General features: G+C 68.3%; 16 protein-coding genes and 1 pseudogene. 10 read left to right on the top strand and 7 right to left on the bottom strand.

What is annotated here, in order from left to right:
- Positions 1 to 31: 31 nt before the first annotated feature.
- Genes hutH through hutI form a run of 3 tightly spaced genes read left to right on the top strand, consistent with a single transcriptional unit; the run spans position 32 to position 4,490 of the window.
- The gene (gene hutH, locus QM591_RS00505; protein WP_415128488.1) at positions 32 to 1,651 is read left to right on the top strand and encodes a histidine ammonia-lyase; all 1,620 of its coding nucleotides are present in this window, start codon (positions 32 to 34) and stop codon (positions 1,649 to 1,651) included.
- Positions 1,648 to 3,315: a urocanate hydratase gene (hutU, locus tag QM591_RS00500; RefSeq protein ID WP_415128486.1), complete on the top strand. Its 1,668-nt coding sequence runs from the start codon at positions 1,648 to 1,650 to the stop codon at positions 3,313 to 3,315. The genes hutH and hutU overlap by 4 nt, the downstream gene beginning before the upstream one ends.
- Entirely contained in the window at positions 3,312 to 4,490 is a 1,179-nt protein-coding gene (gene hutI / locus QM591_RS00495) for an imidazolonepropionase (RefSeq protein ID WP_415128484.1), read from the top strand. The genes hutU and hutI overlap by 4 nt, the downstream gene beginning before the upstream one ends.
- Positions 4,491 to 4,495: 5 nt before the next feature.
- On the opposite strand, the gene QM591_RS00490 is transcribed toward hutI, so the two are convergent.
- The 4 genes and pseudogenes from QM591_RS00490 to QM591_RS00475 all read right to left on the bottom strand — a co-directional run bounded on the left by QM591_RS00490 (position 4,496) and on the right by QM591_RS00475 (position 7,651).
- Positions 4,496 to 4,966 (bottom strand): SixA phosphatase family protein, encoded by a 471-nt coding sequence (locus QM591_RS00490; RefSeq protein WP_415128482.1) that lies wholly within the window; start codon positions 4,964 to 4,966, stop codon positions 4,496 to 4,498.
- A gap of 134 nt (positions 4,967 to 5,100) precedes the next feature.
- Positions 5,101 to 5,976, bottom strand: a pseudogene (locus QM591_RS00485) (arginase family protein); the annotation flags it as partial.
- Positions 5,973 to 6,314, bottom strand: coding sequence for a gamma-glutamylcyclotransferase family protein (locus tag QM591_RS00480; RefSeq protein WP_157532385.1), 342 nt, complete (start codon positions 6,312 to 6,314; stop codon positions 5,973 to 5,975). The gene QM591_RS00480 and the pseudogene QM591_RS00485, both read right to left, overlap by 4 nt.
- Before the next feature lie 68 nt (positions 6,315 to 6,382).
- Positions 6,383 to 7,651: a DUF445 domain-containing protein gene (locus QM591_RS00475; protein ID WP_415128479.1), complete on the bottom strand. Its 1,269-nt coding sequence runs from the start codon at positions 7,649 to 7,651 to the stop codon at positions 6,383 to 6,385.
- A gap of 70 nt (positions 7,652 to 7,721) precedes the next feature.
- Between QM591_RS00475 and QM591_RS00470 the strand changes: the two genes are divergently transcribed.
- Positions 7,722 to 7,994 (top strand): metal-sensitive transcriptional regulator, encoded by a 273-nt coding sequence (locus tag QM591_RS00470; RefSeq protein WP_067162818.1) that lies wholly within the window; start codon positions 7,722 to 7,724, stop codon positions 7,992 to 7,994.
- A gap of 162 nt (positions 7,995 to 8,156) precedes the next feature.
- Here the strand turns inward: QM591_RS00470 and QM591_RS00465 are convergent, their stop codons facing one another.
- Positions 8,157 to 9,317: an acyl-CoA dehydrogenase family protein gene (locus tag QM591_RS00465; protein WP_415128477.1), complete on the bottom strand. Its 1,161-nt coding sequence runs from the start codon at positions 9,315 to 9,317 to the stop codon at positions 8,157 to 8,159.
- A 56-nt stretch (positions 9,318 to 9,373) separates the two neighbouring features.
- Between QM591_RS00465 and QM591_RS00460 the strand changes: the two genes are divergently transcribed.
- Positions 9,374 to 9,778 carry a pilus assembly protein CpaE gene (locus QM591_RS00460; protein WP_415128475.1) on the top strand — a complete coding sequence of 135 codons (405 nt, stop codon included), beginning with the start codon at positions 9,374 to 9,376 and terminating at the stop codon, positions 9,776 to 9,778.
- Between the two features lie 165 nt (positions 9,779 to 9,943).
- On the opposite strand, the gene QM591_RS00455 is transcribed toward QM591_RS00460, so the two are convergent.
- Positions 9,944 to 11,152, bottom strand: coding sequence for an MFS transporter (locus QM591_RS00455; protein WP_415128473.1), 1,209 nt, complete (start codon positions 11,150 to 11,152; stop codon positions 9,944 to 9,946).
- Positions 11,153 to 11,502: 350 nt separating this feature from the next.
- Here QM591_RS00455 and QM591_RS00450 point away from each other — a divergent pair, with 350 nt between their 5' ends.
- The 4 genes from QM591_RS00450 to nrdF are packed head-to-tail and all read left to right on the top strand — an operon-like array spanning position 11,503 to position 15,349.
- Positions 11,503 to 11,736 (top strand): redoxin NrdH, encoded by a 234-nt coding sequence (locus tag QM591_RS00450; protein WP_067161678.1) that lies wholly within the window; start codon positions 11,503 to 11,505, stop codon positions 11,734 to 11,736.
- Positions 11,737 to 11,754: 18 nt separating this feature from the next.
- The gene (nrdI, locus tag QM591_RS00445; RefSeq protein WP_415128470.1) at positions 11,755 to 12,186 is read left to right on the top strand and encodes a class Ib ribonucleoside-diphosphate reductase assembly flavoprotein NrdI; all 432 of its coding nucleotides are present in this window, start codon (positions 11,755 to 11,757) and stop codon (positions 12,184 to 12,186) included.
- On the top strand, positions 12,168 to 14,324 hold the full coding sequence (gene nrdE, locus QM591_RS00440; protein ID WP_415128468.1) for a class 1b ribonucleoside-diphosphate reductase subunit alpha: 2,157 nt from the start codon (positions 12,168 to 12,170) through the stop codon (positions 14,322 to 14,324). Before nrdI ends, nrdE begins: the two co-directional genes overlap by 19 nt.
- 47 nt (positions 14,325 to 14,371) lie before the next feature.
- Positions 14,372 to 15,349, top strand: coding sequence for a class 1b ribonucleoside-diphosphate reductase subunit beta (gene nrdF / locus QM591_RS00435; protein WP_067161667.1), 978 nt, complete (start codon positions 14,372 to 14,374; stop codon positions 15,347 to 15,349).
- Between the two features lie 1,262 nt (positions 15,350 to 16,611).
- Here the strand turns inward: nrdF and QM591_RS00430 are convergent.
- Positions 16,612 to 17,223, bottom strand: a complete 612-nt coding sequence (locus QM591_RS00430) for a TetR/AcrR family transcriptional regulator (protein ID WP_415128466.1) — start codon at positions 17,221 to 17,223, stop codon at positions 16,612 to 16,614.
- A 142-nt stretch (positions 17,224 to 17,365) separates the two neighbouring features.
- Between QM591_RS00430 and QM591_RS00425 the strand changes: the two genes are divergently transcribed.
- Complete coding sequence (locus QM591_RS00425) at positions 17,366 to 18,352, top strand: sugar ABC transporter substrate-binding protein (protein ID WP_415128464.1); 987 nt, start codon at positions 17,366 to 17,368, stop codon at positions 18,350 to 18,352.
- The last annotated feature ends 7 nt before the right edge of the window (positions 18,353 to 18,359 follow it).

Genomic DNA, 18,359 nt, shown 5'->3' with positions numbered 1-18,359 from the left:
CCCCGCGCCGCTCGCACGATGGAATCACGGCATGGACGTTCAGACCTCGCTCGCGCGCGTCACCGTCGGCGCTCGCCCGTTGCGCACGGAGGAGGTCGTCGCGGTCGCGCGCCACGACGCACGCGTCGTCGTTCACGACGACGCGTTGCGGCGCGTCGCGGACACCCGTGCCCTGGTCGAGCGCCTCGCCGACGACCCGGAACCCCACTACGGAATCTCGACCGGCTTCGGGGCCCTGGCGACGACCTTCATCGCCCCGGAACGACGTCGGCAGCTGCAGGCGAGCCTCATCCGCTCGCACGCCGCCGGAACGGGCGCCGAAGTCGAGCGCGAAGTCGTTCGCGCCCTGATGCTCCTGCGCCTGCAGACGCTCGCCTCGGGTCACACGGGGGTGCGCCCGGTCGTCGTGGAGACCTACGCCGCTCTTCTGAACGCGGGGATCACGCCCGTCGTCCGGGAGTACGGCTCCCTCGGCTGCTCGGGCGACCTCGCGCCCTTGGCTCACGTGGCGCTCGCCGCACTGGGCGAGGGGCAGGTGCGTGTGGGAGGCTCGGGCGTCGCGGGATACCCGGTCGCGGCGAGCGATGCACTGGCCGCCGCGGGGATCGTGCCCCTCGTGCTGGAGGAGAAGGAGGGTCTCGCGCTCATCAACGGCACCGACGGCATGCTCGGCATGCTCGCCCTCGCGCTCCACGATCTCGACGACCTCCTGATCACGGCCGACCTCGCCGCGTCGCTGTCGATCGAATCGCAATTGGGCACCGACGCCGTCTTCGCCGAGGACCTCATGGACTTGCGTCCCCAGCGCGGGCAGGCGGGATCCGCGGCGCGGCTGCGCCTGTTCCTCCACGACTCACCGATCGTGGCGAGTCACCGCGACCCCTCGGTGTGCACCCGGGTGCAGGATGCCTATTCGCTCCGCTGCACACCGCAGGTGCACGGGGCGGCCGGCGACACGGTGGATCACGCCCGGTCGATCGCGGAGCGCGAGCTCGCTGCGGTCGTCGACAATCCGGTCGTCACCGCCGACGGCCGTGTGGAGTCCAACGGCAACTTCCACGGTGCTCCCGTGGCGTACGTACTGGACTTCCTGGCGATCGCGGTGGCCGACGTCGCCTCGATCTCCGAGCGTCGCACCGACCGCGCCCTCGACCGTGCCCGCAGCAACGGGCTCCCGCCGTTCCTCGCCGACGAAGTGGGCGTGGACTCGGGGCTGATGATCGCGCAGTACGCCGCCGCCGGCATCGTGTCGGAGCTGAAGCGGCTCGCCGTGCCGGCCTCCGTCGACTCGATCCCCTCGTCGGCGATGCAGGAGGATCACGTGTCGATGGGATGGGCGGCCGCGCGCAAGCTGCGTCGAGCGATCGACGGGCTGGGCCGAGTGCTCGCGATCGAGATCCTCACGGGCTGCCGGGCCCTGGATCTGCGCGCGCCGCTGGAGCCGGGGCCGGTCACCACGCGCGTGCGCGACCTCGTCCGCCGCGAGGTCGCCGGTCCCGGACCCGACCGGTCGCTCTCGCCGGAGATCGAGGCCGTGGTCGCCCTCGTCGCCGACGGATCCATCGCCCGTATCGGTCGCGAAGCGGTGGGCGATCGTCCCGTGCGCCCCGCCGTTCCCGCCGCTACCGAGCCCTCCAGGAGCACCCCATGAGCACATCCCGCATCGTGCGCGCGCCGCGCGGCGCCGAGCGCACCGCCCAGAGCTGGGGCGCCGAGGCGGCCAAGCGCATGCTGATGAACAACCTCGATCCCGACGTGGCCGAGCATCCGGAAGACCTCGTCGTCTACGGCGGCACCGGCCGCGCGGCCCGCTCGTGGGAGGCGTTCGACGCGATCGTGCGCACGCTCGACGAGCTGGCACCCGACGAGACGCTCCTCGTGCAGTCCGGCAAGCCGGTGGGCGTCTTCCGCACGCATGAATGGGCCCCGCGCGTCCTCATCGCCAACTCGAACCTCGTGGGCGACTGGGCCACGTGGCCCGAGTTTCGCCGTCTCGAGCAGCTGGGCCTGACGATGTACGGGCAGATGACCGCGGGATCGTGGATCTACATCGGTACGCAGGGCATCCTCCAGGGCACCTACGAGACGTTCGCCGCCGTCGCGCGGAGCCTCGGCGAGGGCGTCCAGGATCTCGCCGGGACCCTCACCCTCACCGGTGGCGCCGGGGGAATGGGCGGTGCGCAGCCGCTGGCCGTGACGCTCAACGAGGGCGTCGTGATCGTCGTCGACGTGGATGCGTCGCGCCTCGCGCGGCGCGTCGAGCACCGCTATCTCGACGAGTACACCGACGATCTCGAGACCGCACTCACGCAGGCCATGGCGGCCAAGCGCGCCCGGACCGCCCGGAGCATCGGACTGGTCGGCAACGCGGCCGACGTCTTCCCCGAAGTGCTGCGGCGGCACCGCGCGGGAGAGGTGGAGATCGACATCGTGACCGATCAGACGAGCGCGCACGACCCCCTCGCCTATCTGCCGTCGGGCGTCACGGTCGAACGGTGGCGCGCCGAGGCGCAGCGCGACCCCGAGGCGTTCACGCGGCGCGCGCGAGAGTCCATGGCGCGCCAGGTCGAGGCCATGGTCGGATTCCACGATGCCGGGGTTGCTGTGTTCGACTATGGCAACTCGATCCGGCGTGAGGCCGAGCTCGGCGGGTACGAGCGCGCCTTCGCCTTCCCGGGGTTCGTCCCCGCCTACATCCGCCCGCTGTTCGCCGAGGGGCGCGGCCCCTTCCGGTGGGTCGCTCTCTCCGGCGACCCCGAGGACATCGCGAAGACGGATCGCGCCGTGGCGGAGCTGTTCCCCGACGACGTGGCCCTGCGGCGGTGGCTTCAGAAGGCCGGCGAGACGGTGCAGTTCGAAGGGCTCCCGGCCCGCATCTGCTGGCTCGGATATCAGGAACGGCATCTGGCCGGCCTGAAGTTCAACGAGATGGTCGCTTCGGGCGAGCTCGCCGGGCCGATCGTCATCGGCCGCGATCACCTCGACGCCGGGTCGGTCGCATCGCCGTACCGCGAGACCGAGGCGATGGCCGACGGATCCGACGCGATCGCGGACTGGCCGCTCCTCAACGCCCTCCTGAACACGGCGTCCGGGGCCTCCTGGGTCTCAATCCATCACGGCGGCGGTGTGGGGATCGGTCGCTCCATCCATGCCGGGCAGGTGACCGTTGCCGACGGCACGCCCCTGGCCGCCGAGAAGCTGGCGCGGGTGCTGACGAATGATCCAGGGACCGGTGTGATGCGTCATGTTGATGCGGGGTATGAGCGCGCCGCCGAGGTGGCGCGGGAGCGCGGACTGAAAGTGCCGATGCCATGACGACGACCGTCTTGACGGGGATCTCCGAACTCACGACCAATGTCGCGCACGGCGACGACCCGTGCGGCACGATCGCTGATGCCGCGATCGTGATCCGTGATGGGCGGGTGGCGTGGACGGGTCGCCGCCTCGACCTGACGGACCACGATGCGACGCAGGGTGCGCGCCACGACCTGGACGGCCGGGCCGTGGTTCCCGGGTTCGTGGACAGCCACACCCATCTGGTGTTCGCGGGCGATCGCGCCGACGAGTTCGAGGCGAGGACGAGGGGAGTGCCGTATGCCGCCGGCGGCATACGGCGCACCGTCGCGGCGACGCGCGCCGCGACGGACGAGGAGCTTCGCGAGCGACTTCAGGCTCTGGTCGCCGAGCTCCATCGCCAGGGGACGACGACGTTCGAGATCAAGACGGGCTACGACCTCACCGTCGAGGGCGAGGAGCGACTCGCGCGACTGGCCCGGGAAGTGACGAAAGAGGTCACCTTCCTGGGTGCGCACATCGTGCCGCCCGAGTGGGACGACGACCGGGAGGGCTACATCGAGATCGTCTGCACCGCGATGCTCGACGCCGTTCGCCCGCACGCGCGGTGGATCGACGTGTTCTGCGAGACGGGCGCGTTCACCGCGGAGGAAGGGGAGCGCATCCTCCGGGCGGGGATCGCCGCCGGCCTCCTCCCGCGGGTTCACGGCAACCAGCTGTCGGCGGGGCCCGGGGTCGCGCTCGCGGTGGGGATGGGGGCGGCCTCGGTCGACCACTGCACCTACCTGTCGGATGATGACGTCGCCCTCCTGGCCGGATCATCGACGGTGGCCACCCTGCTCCCCGGTGTCGAGTTCTCCACGCGGCATCCGTATCCCGACGCCCGGCGCCTGATCGACGCGGGGGCGACGGTGGCGCTGGCCAGCGACTGCAATCCGGGCTCCAGCTTCACGAGCTCCCTGCCCCTCATGATCGCTCTCGCCGTGCGGGAGATGGGCATGACGCCGGCCGAAGCGGTGTGGGCGGCGACGGCCGGTGGGGCTCGGGCACTGCGGCGCGACGATGTGGGTCACCTCGGTGCGGGAGCACGCGCCGATCTCGTGGTGCTCGATGCGCCCACCCGCGTGCACCTGGCTTACCGGCCAGGTGTGCCCCTCGTCCAGGCGGTGTACGTCGAGGGTGTGCGGCGGGTCTGAGTCGGCTATCGCGGACTGTCGAACTCCCAGTCGTCGGGGTCGAGGGCGCTGGCGACGTCCCAGTCGTCGGCGCGCCACCGGAACGTTGCGACCGCGCAGGTCGGCATGTGCCCGATGCCGCCGCGGGAGAGCGACTCGGCCAGCACGGTCATCCCCGGGTCGTGAGCGACGATGAGCACGCTCTCGTGTCCGCTCGTCGTCGCCGTCGCCAGGAGGGTGCGCGCGGAGGCGCCGTAGAGGTCGTCGCGCTCCTCCACCGCGACACCGAGTGCGTCGGCGAAGGCCGCCGCGGTGGTGCGGGCCCGCAGGGCGGTCGAGGACAGGAGCACGCCGGGGCGGAATCCGGTCTTGGCCAGCCGGGCTGCGACCACCGGTGCATCGCGGCGACCACGGTCGTTGAGGGGGCGTTCGTGATCGTCGAGGCCGGGCTCGCCCCAATCGCTCTTCGCGTGCCGGACGAGGACGAGCGTGGTCATCGATCGTCCTCCTGCGTCGCGGTCGTCTCCTCATCCGCGTCGGGATCGTGGTCTTCCGCGGCGTCCTCCTCCGCGTCGTCGTCCTGCTCGGCCTTCACGGGCGTCGGTGCGCTCACGGGCGCCGTGTGTGCGGCGCGTCCGGCGACACCGGCCAGGAGCTCCAGCACGCAGAGGGCCGCGAGACGCACGGTACGCCCGTCGGGGGCATCGGCGGTCGCATCGACCTCGACGATGTCGGCCGACCGCACCCGCGGATCGACGGCGAGGCCACGCACGAGTGCCCGCAACTCCCACGCGGCCAGGCCGCCCGGCAACGAGGCGGGGCAGCCGGGGGCCACCGTCCGGTCGCAGACGTCCACATCGATGTCGAGGTGGATCGTCCCGTCGTGACCGGCGATCTCGATCGCCTGGGCGATCACGTCGTCCATTCCGCGGCGGCTGAGCTCGTCGAGCGTGATCACTGTGATGCCCCAGTCCGCGGCGCGCCGGGCGTAGGCGGCGGAGTTCGCGAAGTCGGCGATCCCGATCTGGACGATCCGCCTCGGGTCCAGGCCGCCCTCCACGAGGCGGCGGACGGGCGAGCCGTTCGAGACCCCGTCGCGGAGGTCGAGGTGCGCGTCGAGGGTGATGAGCCCGGTCGCTCGCGCTCCCTGCGCGGTCGCGTAGGTCACCGAGTTGTCCCCGCCGAGCGCGATCACGAGCGCTGCGCGCGAGAGCTCGGCCACGCGGGCGCGCAGCCGCTCTTCGCCGTCGTCCCCATCGGGGTCGTCCACGTCGCCGGCATCGGCGATCCGGAGCACATCGGTGAGATCGAGCGCGGGCGGACCGAGAAGAGTCGGACTGAACCGCTGCAACGCCTCCCGGATCGCCGCGGGGGTGGCATGGGCGCCCGTCGGCGACAGCGACGTGCGCCAGGCGGGAGCGCCGAGGAGCACGGCGTCGGCGCGTCCGGTCCATTCGGGCCAGGCGCCCGCGCGGGGCCAGAGCGGGTCGATCGGCAGCGCGCTCATCCGACGTACACCCAGGCCGTGCGTCCGCTGGCCAGGGTCACGGCGGTGCGGCGATAGAGCGACACCTCGTACTCGTCGGCGGCGTCCAGTTCTTCAGCGGTCACGTACAGCACCTTTCCCACGACCTTGTCGACCGGGTTCCCGGTCTCGCGCAGCACCGGATGCACCGACAACCCCGAGAGGTCCACGACGCGGGCGTCTTCGATCTCCACGTAGTCGATCGTGTACCCCGGAAGGACGTCCGATTCGCCGGCCACGAGCCGGCCGAACGTATCGAGCTGCACCTCGGCGAACTGAAGAGTCCCGTAGGTGAACAGGAGGTGCTCGGCATCTGCCACGTCGTTCAGGCTACCCGCCGCTCAGGCGGGCGCGAAGGGGGTTGCGCCGCATGGTCGTCACGGTGTCGTCACAGCACCGCGTGAGCGATCGCGTAGATCGCCAGCCCCGCCAGCGCGCCGACGACCGTGCCGTTGAGGCGGATGTACTGGAGGTCGCGTCCCACCATGAGCTCGATCTTCTCGGTCGTCTCGGCCGGGTCCCACTTCTCCACCGTGTCGGTGATGATCGAGGCGATGTCATGGCGGTAGCGGCCCACGAGGAACACCGCGGCATCGGTGATGCGATCGTCCACCCGGCGTTGCAGCGCCGGGTCGGCGTGCAGCCGACTGCCGATCTCGATGAGTGCTTCCGTGAGGCGTCGGCGCAGCCCGCTCTCCGGGTCGTCGAGCGAGCGGAGCAGTCCGCTCTTCGCCGTGTTCCACGCGTCGGTGGCGAGCTCACGCACACGCGGACTGTCGAACACGGCGCTCTTGGCCTCCTCGAGACGCCCGATCGTGGCCGGGTCGTGCTGGAGGTTGTCCGCCAGTCGCCGGAGGTAGGCGTCGACCGCCCGCCGAGCGGGGTGGTCGGCGTCTTTCTGCACGGCTTCGATGAACGTGATGGCCTCGTGGTACACCGTGTCGTCGACCAGGCGCATCGCGACCGAGGGCACCCACGAGGGCAGGCGCCGCGACACGAGTCCCGAGAAGGCCTCCCTGTTGCCGTGGAGCCACGTGGCGATGCTGTCCACGCCGAGATCCACGGCATCTCGATGCGCGTCGGCGGTCACGACCCGATCGAGCCAGCCGCCCACCGTGGGTCCCCATTCCGGGTCGAGGAGGTGCTCGCGGGCGAGGTCGCTGATGAGGTCTTGCACCTCATCGTCGCTCAGGGCGCGGAGGACCCCTGTGGCCATCGTCGCGGCCTCGGCGGCGACGCTCTCGGCGTGTTCGGAGACGCGCAGCCACTCGCCCGCCTTCTCCGCGATCCGCGTCGACAGGAGCTTCTCGCGCACGACCGCGCTGTCGAGGAAGTTGGTCTCGACGAACTCGCCCAGTGTCCGGCCGATCTCGTCCTTGCGGCGCGGGATGATCGCGGTGTGGGGGATCGGGATCCCGAGAGGGTGGCGGAACAGTGCGGTGACAGCGAACCAGTCCGCCAGAGCGCCGACCATTCCACCTTCTGCGGCGGCGCGCACGTACCCCAGCCACGGGTAGCGGTCTTCGAGCGCGAAGGCCACGACGAAGATCACCGCCATGACGAGCAGCGCGCCCAGCGCGACCGCTTTCATGAGCCTCAATCCGCGCAGGCGCGCCTGATCGGCGGGGCTCAGCAGCGACATCGGTGTGCGAGGCATGCCGCAATGATCGCATGGCGCCTGCGGTGGTACCGCGGTGGCGATGCCGGAGCGGCGTATCCTGACGGGCGTGATCGACGACATCAAGAAGCGTGCCCGCCACCGTACGAGCATCCTCGAGGGACAGCTGCGGGGTCTCGCCAAGATGATCGAGAACGAGGACTACTGCATGGACATCATCGGTCAGTCCCGAGCGATCCAGAAGGCCCTCGCCTCGCTCGACAAGCTCCTGATCGAGAACCACCTCCGCACGCACGTGGCGCACATGTTCGACAGCGGCGGCGAGGAGCGTGAGCGCGCCATCGCCGAGATGCTCAAGGCGTACGACTTCGAAGGCCGCTGACCGGGGCCGCCGCGACGATTCGTCGGCGGATGCACAACGGCGGATTCGATGGGAGACACGCCGGCCTGAGCGCGCCGGACCGCGGCGTGTCGGGTGCGTGGTCCGCCGTTGTGCCTGCGCCGCAGGCGTCCTGAGCCGCCGCGCGCGACAGGAAGGCGGCGGCTAGGAGCCGAGCGGACCGAGCCAGGCGGCGGCCACGGTGCTGTGCGCCGATTCCGGGTCGGAAGGATGGAACTGGCCGGCGAGCACGTCGCGATACAGACGACTGAGCTCGTTCCTCGTGAAGTACGACGAACCGCCCGCCACGAGCATCGCCTCGTCGACGATGTGCTTGGCCGCGGTGACCGCGCGGTGCTTCATCCCGCTGAGCTTGGCGAACCACATCGCGCCGTGGTCGGCCGCAGTGTCGACGTCGCGGCTGAGGGCGTCGAGCTGGGGGAGGAGGGCGTCGTAGGCGAGCGCCATCTCCGCGATGCGCCACCGGATGTCGGGATCCTGGCTGTAGGCGAGGCCGGTCTTCTTCGACGTGCGTGACCGTGCGGTCTCGACGGCGAGATCGAGGGCCCTCCGTGCGATCCCGGTGTACACCGAGGCGAGGAGCAGCTCGAACACGCTGAAGATGCCGAAGACGAGAGGGTCCGGCTGCGGACCGGGAGCGAGCCTGCGCACCACCCGGTCGGCCGGCGCGTAGGCGCCGTGGAGCTCTGTCGTGCGCGACTGCGTGCCGCGCATCCCGAGCGTGTCCCAATCATCGCGCGTCACCACCTGGTCGGAGCGAGGCACGAAGGCGTAGACCAGGTGCGGGCCGTCGGGGCTCGACGTGTCGAGCCCGTGGAGGCCCAGGTGGGTCCACACCGGCGCCAACGACGTGAAGATCTTGGTGCCGGTGAAGGTGTAGCCGCCGTCTCCCTGCGGGGCGGCGACCGTATCGCTGCCGAACAGGACGAGATCGTTGCCGGCCTCGCTGATCCCGAAGGCGAACACCTCTCCGGCCACCGCCCCCTCCTGGACGAAGCGCAGACTGTCGATCCCGCGGTCGGCGAGCACCTTGGCCACGCCCGTCCACACCAGGTGCATGTTGACTGCCAGGGCAGTCGCAGGCGCCGCCCCCGCCAGACGCTGCTGCAGCAGCGACACCTCCGCGAGTCCGAGGCCCGCACCGCCGAGCTCCGTCGGGACGAACGCGGCGAGGTACCCGGCATCGCGCAGGTCGGAGAGGTCGTCCTCGGGGAAGACGTTCTCGGCGTCGACGGTGGCCGCGCGGCGGCGGATGCGGTCGAGCAGATCGTCGGGGAGGAGCACGGAAGGATCGAACGCGGTCACCGCTCCATTGTCCCTCCGCCGCGCCGTGGTGGGCTCGTTCGGGGGAGGATGGGCGCATGATCTCGACAGACCTCGCTCTCGCGCTCCGGGACGCCGGCCTCGTGTGGCACCCCCGGTCGGGCGATCGGTTCCAGCTCGACGAGCCGGAGTTCGAGGCGGACGTCTTCACCGTCAGCGAGATGACGATCGAGCCTCGCTCTTACCCCACCGGCACGATCCTCGCCTTCAACGGCACCACCGAGTGGGCGCTGGACTCCGTCGCCCTCGACGATGCACTGTGGCTGCCGCGCGAGGACCAGCTCCGCGAGCTGCTGCGCGGCGCATTCCGCTCGCTGAGGCGGGAGAGCGACACGCACGTCGTGGACATCGAGTTCGCCGGCCGAGCCGAGTCGTTCGAGCATCCGCAGCCCGAAGACGCGTACGCGCTCGCGGTGCTGTCGGTGCTGCGCCGGATCGAGTGAGTCCTCGCGGCTGATGCTGGCGGGTGGGCGCTCGGGTGCTCGAGTGCACAACGGCGGAGTTCGGCGGCCCGAGGCGGCGTGTTGCGGAAGAAAGTACGGCGTGTCGGGCTGTGGCTCCGCCGTTGTGCGCCGTGGATCCGCCGTCGCCCCCACGCGGGCCGCGGATCAGGTGATCGTGGGCACCGGCTCGGTGTCGGGGATGGGGCTGGCGTCCCGGCCGCGGAGGTCGGGGAATCCGCGGACGCACGCGATCGCGACGACCGCGCCGGCGATCGCGAAGGCCGCGGCGGCCCAGTACGCACCGACCGGGCCGACGCCGTCGATGAGGAAGCCCGCGGCGGCCGACCCTGCGGCCGCGCCGATCAGCTGGCCCGTGCCGATCCAGCCGTAGGCCTCGGCCGTCTCGCTGAACTTGACGCTCGCGCTCGTCATGGCGAACATCACGGCCAGCGCCGGGGCGATGCCGATCCCGGCGAGGAAGAGCGACGCGCTCACACCCCAGAACGACGCGAGCAGGAACACCGTGGCGGTCAGGCCCACCGCCACGACGGTCAGCCGCCGCGCCATCGCCCACCGCCCGATCGGGATGTGCCCGAACGACAGGCCTCCGGCGAGGCTACCGAGCGAGAAGATCGCGAGGACGATGCCCGCATCGAGTCCGCCGTGCCCGAAGGTGGCCACGACACCGGCCTCCACGGCCGAGCACGCGCCGATCAGGAGGAAGCCGGTGACCGTGGCCAGGAGCACGACGGGCTTGGCGAGCACCTTGCCGAACGCGCGGCGGCTGCGCGGGATGCGCACGCGGCCGACCTCGGGGGAGAGGATGAACCACGCGCCGCCGCCGACGAGGAACGCCACGATCAGGAGCAGCCCCACGACGGTGCCGGCCTGCGTCGCGACGATCGTGATCAGCACGGGCGCGAGGATCCAGATGATCTCCTGCAGGCTCGCGTCGAGGGAGAACAGCGGCGTCAGCTGTCGAGAGTTGACGATCTTCGGGTAGATCGTGCGGACGGCCGACTGCACCGGCGGTGTCGACAGGCCCGCGACCAGGCCGAAGAACATGTAGCCGAACAGCGGCATCGGCGCGAGCGCCAGCACGAGGATCGCGGTGGCGCAGACGGCCGTCGTCAGGGTGAGCACGCGCCGCATGCCCCACACGCCCATCCACCGGCTGGTCACCGGCCCCGCCACCGCCTGGCCGATGGAGGCTGCGGCCAGCACGAGCCCCGCCGCTCCGTACGATCCGGTGGTCTGCTCCACGTGCAGGAGGATCGCCAGGCTCGTCATGCCGTTGGGGAAGCGGGCGGTCAGCTGCGCCGCGATGATGCGCGCGACCCCCGGAGTGCGAAGGAGATCCCGGTAGGCGGCCACCCCTCCACGCTAGCGACCCGCGGGGACACGCCGCGACACGCCGGGGCGTGCATTCCACAGGCGGATCCGATGTCGGCGGCCCGTCGTAGCGTCCGGGCTGTGGACAGATCCGACGGAGTCGGTGAAAAGGCCGGTGATTCAGGCGTTTTCCAGGTTCGACGACACGCCGCAGCCTGTGGATGAATCGGTGGACAACCTGTGTTGAACCAGGGGAGAGCGGTGGAAAACTACACGGATGTAACTACTATCCCTTGTGGTTGCCTCCGATGTCCGTCCCCATATGTAGTATTGGACTCCCGGCGGGCTCCCGCCGACGAAACCATGATTTTTGAGAGGAAGAACGGGTCACCATGGCGATCACGGTCTACACCAAGCCGTCCTGCGTGCAGTGCAACGCGACCTACCGCGCGCTCGACTCCAAGGGCATCGATTACGAGATCCTCGACCTGTCCGAGGACCCGGCGGCACTCGAGCACGTCAAGTCGCTCGGCTACCTCCAGGCGCCGGTCGTCGTGACCGACGAAGACCACTGGTCGGGCTTCCGTCCCGACAAGATCGACGAGCTGGCTTCGCGGCTGGCATGAGGCGGGGGCGGCGCTGAGATGCTGACAGCAACCCACGCGCCGCTGCTCGTCTACTTCTCGAGTGTGTCGGGCAACACGGCGCGTTTCATCGAGAAGCTCGGGATGCCGGCGCTGCGCATCCCCCTCTACCCTTCCGACCCGGCCCTCGTGGTCGACCAGCCGTTCGTGCTGGTCACCCCCACCTATGGCGGAGGACAGGGAAGGGGCGAGGAGAAGGGCGCCGTCCCCAAACAGGTGATCCGTTTCCTCAACGACGAGGACAACAGGAACCTGCTCCGAGGAGTGATCTCCGCAGGCAACACCAACTTCGGCGACGACTTCTGTCGCGCCGGAGACATCATCAGCCGCAAGTGCCGCGTGCCGCACCTGTACAAGCTGGAACTGTTCGGCACGCAGGACGACGTCGATCGGGTGACCGACGGATTGGAACGATGGTGGAAGCTGCAGTGACCGAGACGACCTTCAAGACCGACGAGCGGTTCGAAGGGCTGGACTACCACGCGCTCAACGCGATGCTCAACCTCTATGGCGCCGACGGCAAGATCCAGTTCGACGCCGACAAGCGCGCTGCGCGGGAGTACTTCCTGCAGCACGTGAACCAGAACACCGTGTTCTTCCACTCCCTCAAGGAGCGCCTCGACTACCTCGTCGAGAAGGAGTACTACGAGGGCGCCGTGCTCGAGAAGTACTCGTTCGACTTCATCCAGCGCCTCAACGACCGCGCCTATGCGGCCAAGTTCCGCTTCGAGACGTTCCTCGGAGCCTTCAAGTACTACACGAGCTACACGCTGAAGACGTTCGACGGCAAGCGCTACCTGGAGCGCTTCGAAGACCGCGTCGTCATGACGGCCCTCGGCCTCGCCGACGGTGACGAGAAGCTCGCCGAGAAGCTCGTCGACGAGATCATCTCCGGCCGCTTCCAGCCGGCCACCCCGACGTTCCTCAACACCGGCAAGGCCCAGCGCGGCGAGCTCGTCTCGTGCTTCCTGCTGCGCATCGAGGACAACATGGAGTCGATCGCCCGCGGCATCAACTCCGCTCTCCAGCTCTCCAAGCGCGGCGGCGGCGTGGCGCTCCTGCTCTCCAACATCCGCGAGTCCGGCGCGCCGATCAAGCAGATCGAGAACCAGTCCAGCGGCATCATCCCCGTCATGAAGCTTCTCGAAGACAGCTTCAGCTACGCCAACCAGCTCGGTGCTCGTCAGGGCGCCGGCGCGGTGTACCTGAACGCGCACCACCCGGACATCATGAAGTTCCTCGACACCAAGCGCGAGAACGCCGACGAGAAGATCCGCATCAAGACGCTGTCGCTCGGTGTCGTGGTGCCTGACATCACGTTCGAGCTCGCCAAGAACGACGAAGACATGTACCTCTTCTCGCCGTACGACGTGGAGAAGGTCTACGGCGTGCCCTTCGGGGACATCTCGGTCTCCGAGAAGTACCGCGAGATGGTCGACGACGCCCGCATCAAGAAGACCAAGATCAAGGCGCGCGACTTCTTCCAGACGATCGCCGAGATCCAGTTCGAGTCGGGCTACCCGTACATCATGTTCGAGGACACGGTGAACCGCGCCAACCCCATCAAGGGGCGCATCAACATGTCCAACCTGTGCTCGGAGATCCTGCAGGTCAACACCCCGACGACCTACAACGAAGACCTCTCCTACGCCCAGATCGGCAAGGACATCTCCTGCAACCTCGGCTCCATGAACATCGCCCTGGCGATGGACGGGAAGGACCTCGCGGGCACGGTCGAGACCAGCATCCGGGCGCTCACCGCCGTCAGCGACCAGAGCCACATCCGCTCGGTCCGCTCGATCGAGGACGGCAACGACCGTTCGCACGCGATCGGCCTCGGACAGATGAACCTGCACGGCTATCTCGCTCGCGAGCACGTGCGTTACGGGTCGGAAGAGGGCCTGGACTTCACGAACATCTACTTCTACACGGTACTCTTCCACGCGCTGCGCGCCTCGAACAACATCGCGATCGAGCGGAAGACGACCTTCGACGGCTTCGCCGACTCGACCTACGCGTCGGGGGAGTTCTTCGACAAGTACATCGAGCAGGAGTGGGCTCCCCAGACCGAGAAGGTCACCGAGCTGTTCGCCGGCATCCACATCCCCACGCAGGACGACTGGCGTGCCCTCAAGGCCTCCATCCAGGAGCACGGCATCTACAACCAGAACCTGCAGGCGGTGCCTCCCACCGGGTCCATCTCGTACATCAACAACTCGACGAGCTCGATCCACCCGATCGCGTCGAAGATCGAGATCCGCAAGGAAGGCAAGATCGGCCGCGTCTACTACCCGGCGCCGTTCATGACGAACGACAACCTCGAGTACTACGAAGACGCCTACGAGATCGGCTACGAGAAGGTCATCGACACGTACGCCGCGGCCACGCAGCACGTCGACCAGGGGCTGTCGCTGACGCTGTTCTTCAAGGACACCGCCACCACTCGCGACATCAACCGGGCGCAGATCTACGCGTGGCGCAAGGGCATCAAGACGATCTACTACATCCGTCTGCGGCAGCTGGCGCTGGAGGGCACGGACATGTCCGAGTGCGTCTCCTGCATGCTCTGAGCCCCGCGCTTCGCTCACTCCACGACCGGAAAACGAGGACCACGATCATGACCCCCGAACCGCTCAAGCTTGTCGACCACGTGCAGGCGATCAACTGGAACCGCATCCAGGACGACAAGGATCTCGAGGTGTGGAACCGCCTCGTGAACAACTTCTGGCTACCCGAGAAGGTGCCGCTGTCCAACGACATCCAGTCGTGGAACACGCTGACGCCCGAGGAGCAGACCCTCACGATGCGGGTGTTCACGGGGCTTACGCTCCTCGACACGATCCAGGGGACCGTGGGCGCGGTGTCGCTCATCCCCGACGCGATCACTCCGCACGAAGAGGCCGTCTACACGAACATCGCGTTCATGGAGTCGGTGCACGCCAAGAGCTACTCGTCGATCTTCTCGACGCTGTGCTCGACGCCGGAGATCGACGACGCGTTCCGCTGGTCGGTGGAGAACCCGAACTTGCAGCGCAAGGCGCAGATCGTCATGGACTACTACCGCGGCGACGAGCCCCTCAAGCGCAAGGTGGCCTCGACTCTTCTGGAGTCGTTCCTCTTCTACTCGGGCTTCTACCTGCCGCTGTACTGGTCGAGCAAGGCGAAGCTGACCAACACGGCCGACATCATCCGCCTCATCATCCGCGACGAGGCCGTGCACGGCTACTACATCGGTTATAAGTTCCAGAAGGGACTCGAGAAGCTCAGCCAGGCCGAGCGCGACGAGATCAAGGACTACACCTTCTCACTCCTCTACGAGCTCTACGACAACGAGGTGCAGTACACGCAGGATCTGTACGATGGGGTGGGCTTGACCGAGGAGGTCAAGAAGTTCCTCCACTACAACGCGAACAAGGCCCTCATGAACCTCGGCTACGAGGCGATGTTCCCGTCGACGGTCACCAACGTGAACCCGGCGATCTTGTCGGCGCTCTCGCCGAACGCCGACGAGAACCACGACTTCTTCAGCGGCTCGGGGTCGTCGTACGTCATCGGCAAGGCCGTCGCCACGGAAGACGAGGACTGGGACTTCTAGGTGACCTGTGCGGCATCACAGATCATGGCAATCCACCACCCTGAAGTTGGCGCGCACCAGACGGTGTGGCGCAGATTGCGCAGTTGGCACAAGGGATCAGTGAAAGCTGTCTCGCTGCACCAAGAAGTTGTGAGTCTCGTCGGAGTGGGGGATTGCTGTGACTAAGCACGGCCGTTCCACTCCAGCGGAGCTTACCGAGTCCTGGCCAGCTGAGCCTCGGCGGACCCTGCGGCCGAAGTCGCACGCCAGCTTGCGGTGAACGTTCGTCGCGCCATCGGCACTTCGAGCGTCCGAAACGTGGCTGCTTCAGCTGGGCTCGACGAGGGAACGGTGCGAAAACTGCTGTCCGGTTCCGGATGGCCTGATCTGCGCACGATCGCGAAGCTAGAGGTAGCTCTAGCGGAAAGGCTCTATCCGAGGTCGTGACGTGTCAATGAGTGCTCCGATGGTTGCAAGCCCGCATCGAGCGCGCGGGTGTCCAGATAGGCTTCGTTTTGATGATCTGGGAACCCTGGGATGCGACCGAGGGTGAGCTAGCGGACCTAAGGACCGTGCGTGAGGTGCTCCCTGACGTGTTGCGCCCCGCGATCCGCCTATGGCTCGAAGAACGGCTGAGTGACTTGCGCGGCGGTTACGTCACCGCGTGGCGAGTCAACTGGATTCAGTCAGCGCTGCGGCTCGAACTGAACGTCCTTCCGGGACCTGCGCTCGCTGAGCACATCATTGGAGCTGTCGAGGATGAGCATGGCGACACAATGCTCATGCGACTCGTCGACCTAGTCGTGAGTACGTCTGAACCAACGCTTCCGTTCCATGAACCTCCCGGGGAGATCCGGCAATTGCAATGCCGTCTCGATGCGAATGCGTCGGCCGTGATCATCCACTCCGTCGACGGCGAGTATCGCCTCACTCGCCGAGTACCCGAGGGAGCCTCGAACGTGCCGCAGCGGCGGGCCGACTCCAGACCCTCGGACGCGAGGAGTTGCAACTCGATGTTCACCCTTGCACGACTGATCCGCGGCCGAAGCCAGTCAAGGCGTGGGTGCGGTTCGGGGACAACGCGTTTCAGGTCTCGGCCGAGGCATGTATATGGACGACGAAGGCGGTGGCCATCCGGTTCACGGTCGCGGAACGGGAGTACCGATGTTGGGCGTGGCAGGGTGCGGTGGAGGAGGTGACGCGGTCGCCCTCTACGAGCGTCATGCGTTGAGGGGCGCGACGGATGCTCGGGGGTAGGACGCCGCGGGTCGCCTACGAGGAATTCAGCTCGTTCGTGCGAGTTTGGCCTCGAGGCCGGCGATGACGACTTCCAAGCTGAGTGCGAGCGCGCGAGTGCGGTCGTAGCCGGCGCGGTCCAGGGTGTGTGCCAGTGAGGGAAGCGCTTCCGTCTCCTCTTCGCTCAGCACCGGCTGCTGGAGGCCGGTCGCCAAGCCCAGGGCGAGTCCGTCGACGAGCATGACGATCGACATGAGCGAATCGTCGGAGAAGCCGGCGCGGATCAGGCCGGCGATGAAGTCGTCGTAGATGCGGAGCACCTCGACACTCTCGATGCGGTTGCGAAACAGCAGCGGCAGGGCGTTCGGGTGCGCGGAGTACAGGCCCGTCAGCGCGGTGAGGAGCGATCGGACCGACTCGCGCCAGTCATCGCGCGCGACGGGGGAGGGCACCTTGTGCGACATGCCCCGACGGATCAGTTCGATGACGCCGTTCAATCCCGCGACGTGGTTGTACAGCGACGACGGGGCGACTTTCAGCCGCTCCGCCAGGGCGACCATCTGCAGGTCGCCGGTCTCGTCGATGAGCTCCAGGGCGGTGCGCTCGATCTGATCCAGGGTCAGACGGGGCTTGCTGGGACGGCCGAGCTTGGATGCCACATCTGCTCCTTCAACGTGCATCGGTTTCCGCGGTGTCGCGGTTTGTTAAGTCTACGTTAAAACGATTGCGAATCGGATTCGTTTTCGATTACTACTGGTCTACCGGACCCGAAGCACCGGTCGATCACAGAGAGGCACCACATTGGCACGTCAGAAACTGGGGCTCATCATCGCGGCGGCAGCCGTCACGTCCCTCGCACTCACCGCCTGCACCGCGCAGACCACACCCGCCGCCGACGATGACGGCACATCGCCCACGGCATCCCTCGGCGCCGTCGCCCTCAGCTTCCCGGCGCCCTCGCAGGTGCCGATCTGGAGCGAGGTGCTCGAGCTGATGCCCGACCTCGTCGGCGAGGCGGGGTACGAGTTCCTCTCCGACGACCCGAACCTCGACACCCAGGTGCAGGTCAGCGACTGGCAGGCGTGGATCCAGCGCGGCGACGTCAAGGCGATCATGGGCTACCCCGCCTCGGCCGACGCGCTCGTGCCGGTCACCGCCGAAGCCGCCGCCGCCGGCATCCCGGTGCTCGGCTACACCCTGCCGTGGGAGGGCACCGAAGGCGTGCTCATCTCCGACGGATATGCCGACGGCTTCCAGGTCGGCGCGGATGCCGGGGAGTGGGCGGCCGAGCAGTTCGGCGCCGACACCGACATCGCCGTCACCGTGCTCGGCTACTGGGACAACGACTTCGGTCGCGAGCGTTCGACCGGACTCGAAGAGGGCTTCTCTTCGGTGGTCCCGAACGCCGTGATCAACGAGGTCGTCGCCACCAACCTCGACGAGGGCTACTCCGGCGTGCAGAACGCGCTCGCCGCCGCGCCCGACACGAAGGTCTGGCTCGCCTTCGACGCGGCCAGCGGCCTCGGCGCCTACCAGGCGCTTTTGGACTCCGGCGTGGCCGAGGATGCCGCCGACACCCTCCTCGGCAGCCTCGACGTCGACACGCAGGTCGCCCAGGTGCTGATGGATGAGAGCACCTTCTGGCGCGTCGCGTACGGAGCCACCGCCGCCGACATCGCCGCCGTCTGCGCCGAGCTGCTGATCGCCGCCGCCGAAGGCGACCCGCAGGACGGCGAGCTCGTCCAGCGTCGCGTCACCGCCGACAACGCGGTCGAGTTCGCCGGCTGAGATCCGA

Source organism: Microbacterium sp. (genome assembly GCF_047607225.1).
Taxonomy (GTDB): Bacteria; Actinomycetota; Actinomycetes; order Actinomycetales; family Microbacteriaceae; genus Microbacterium.
This window is presented reverse-complemented; position numbering and strand designations above follow the sequence as displayed.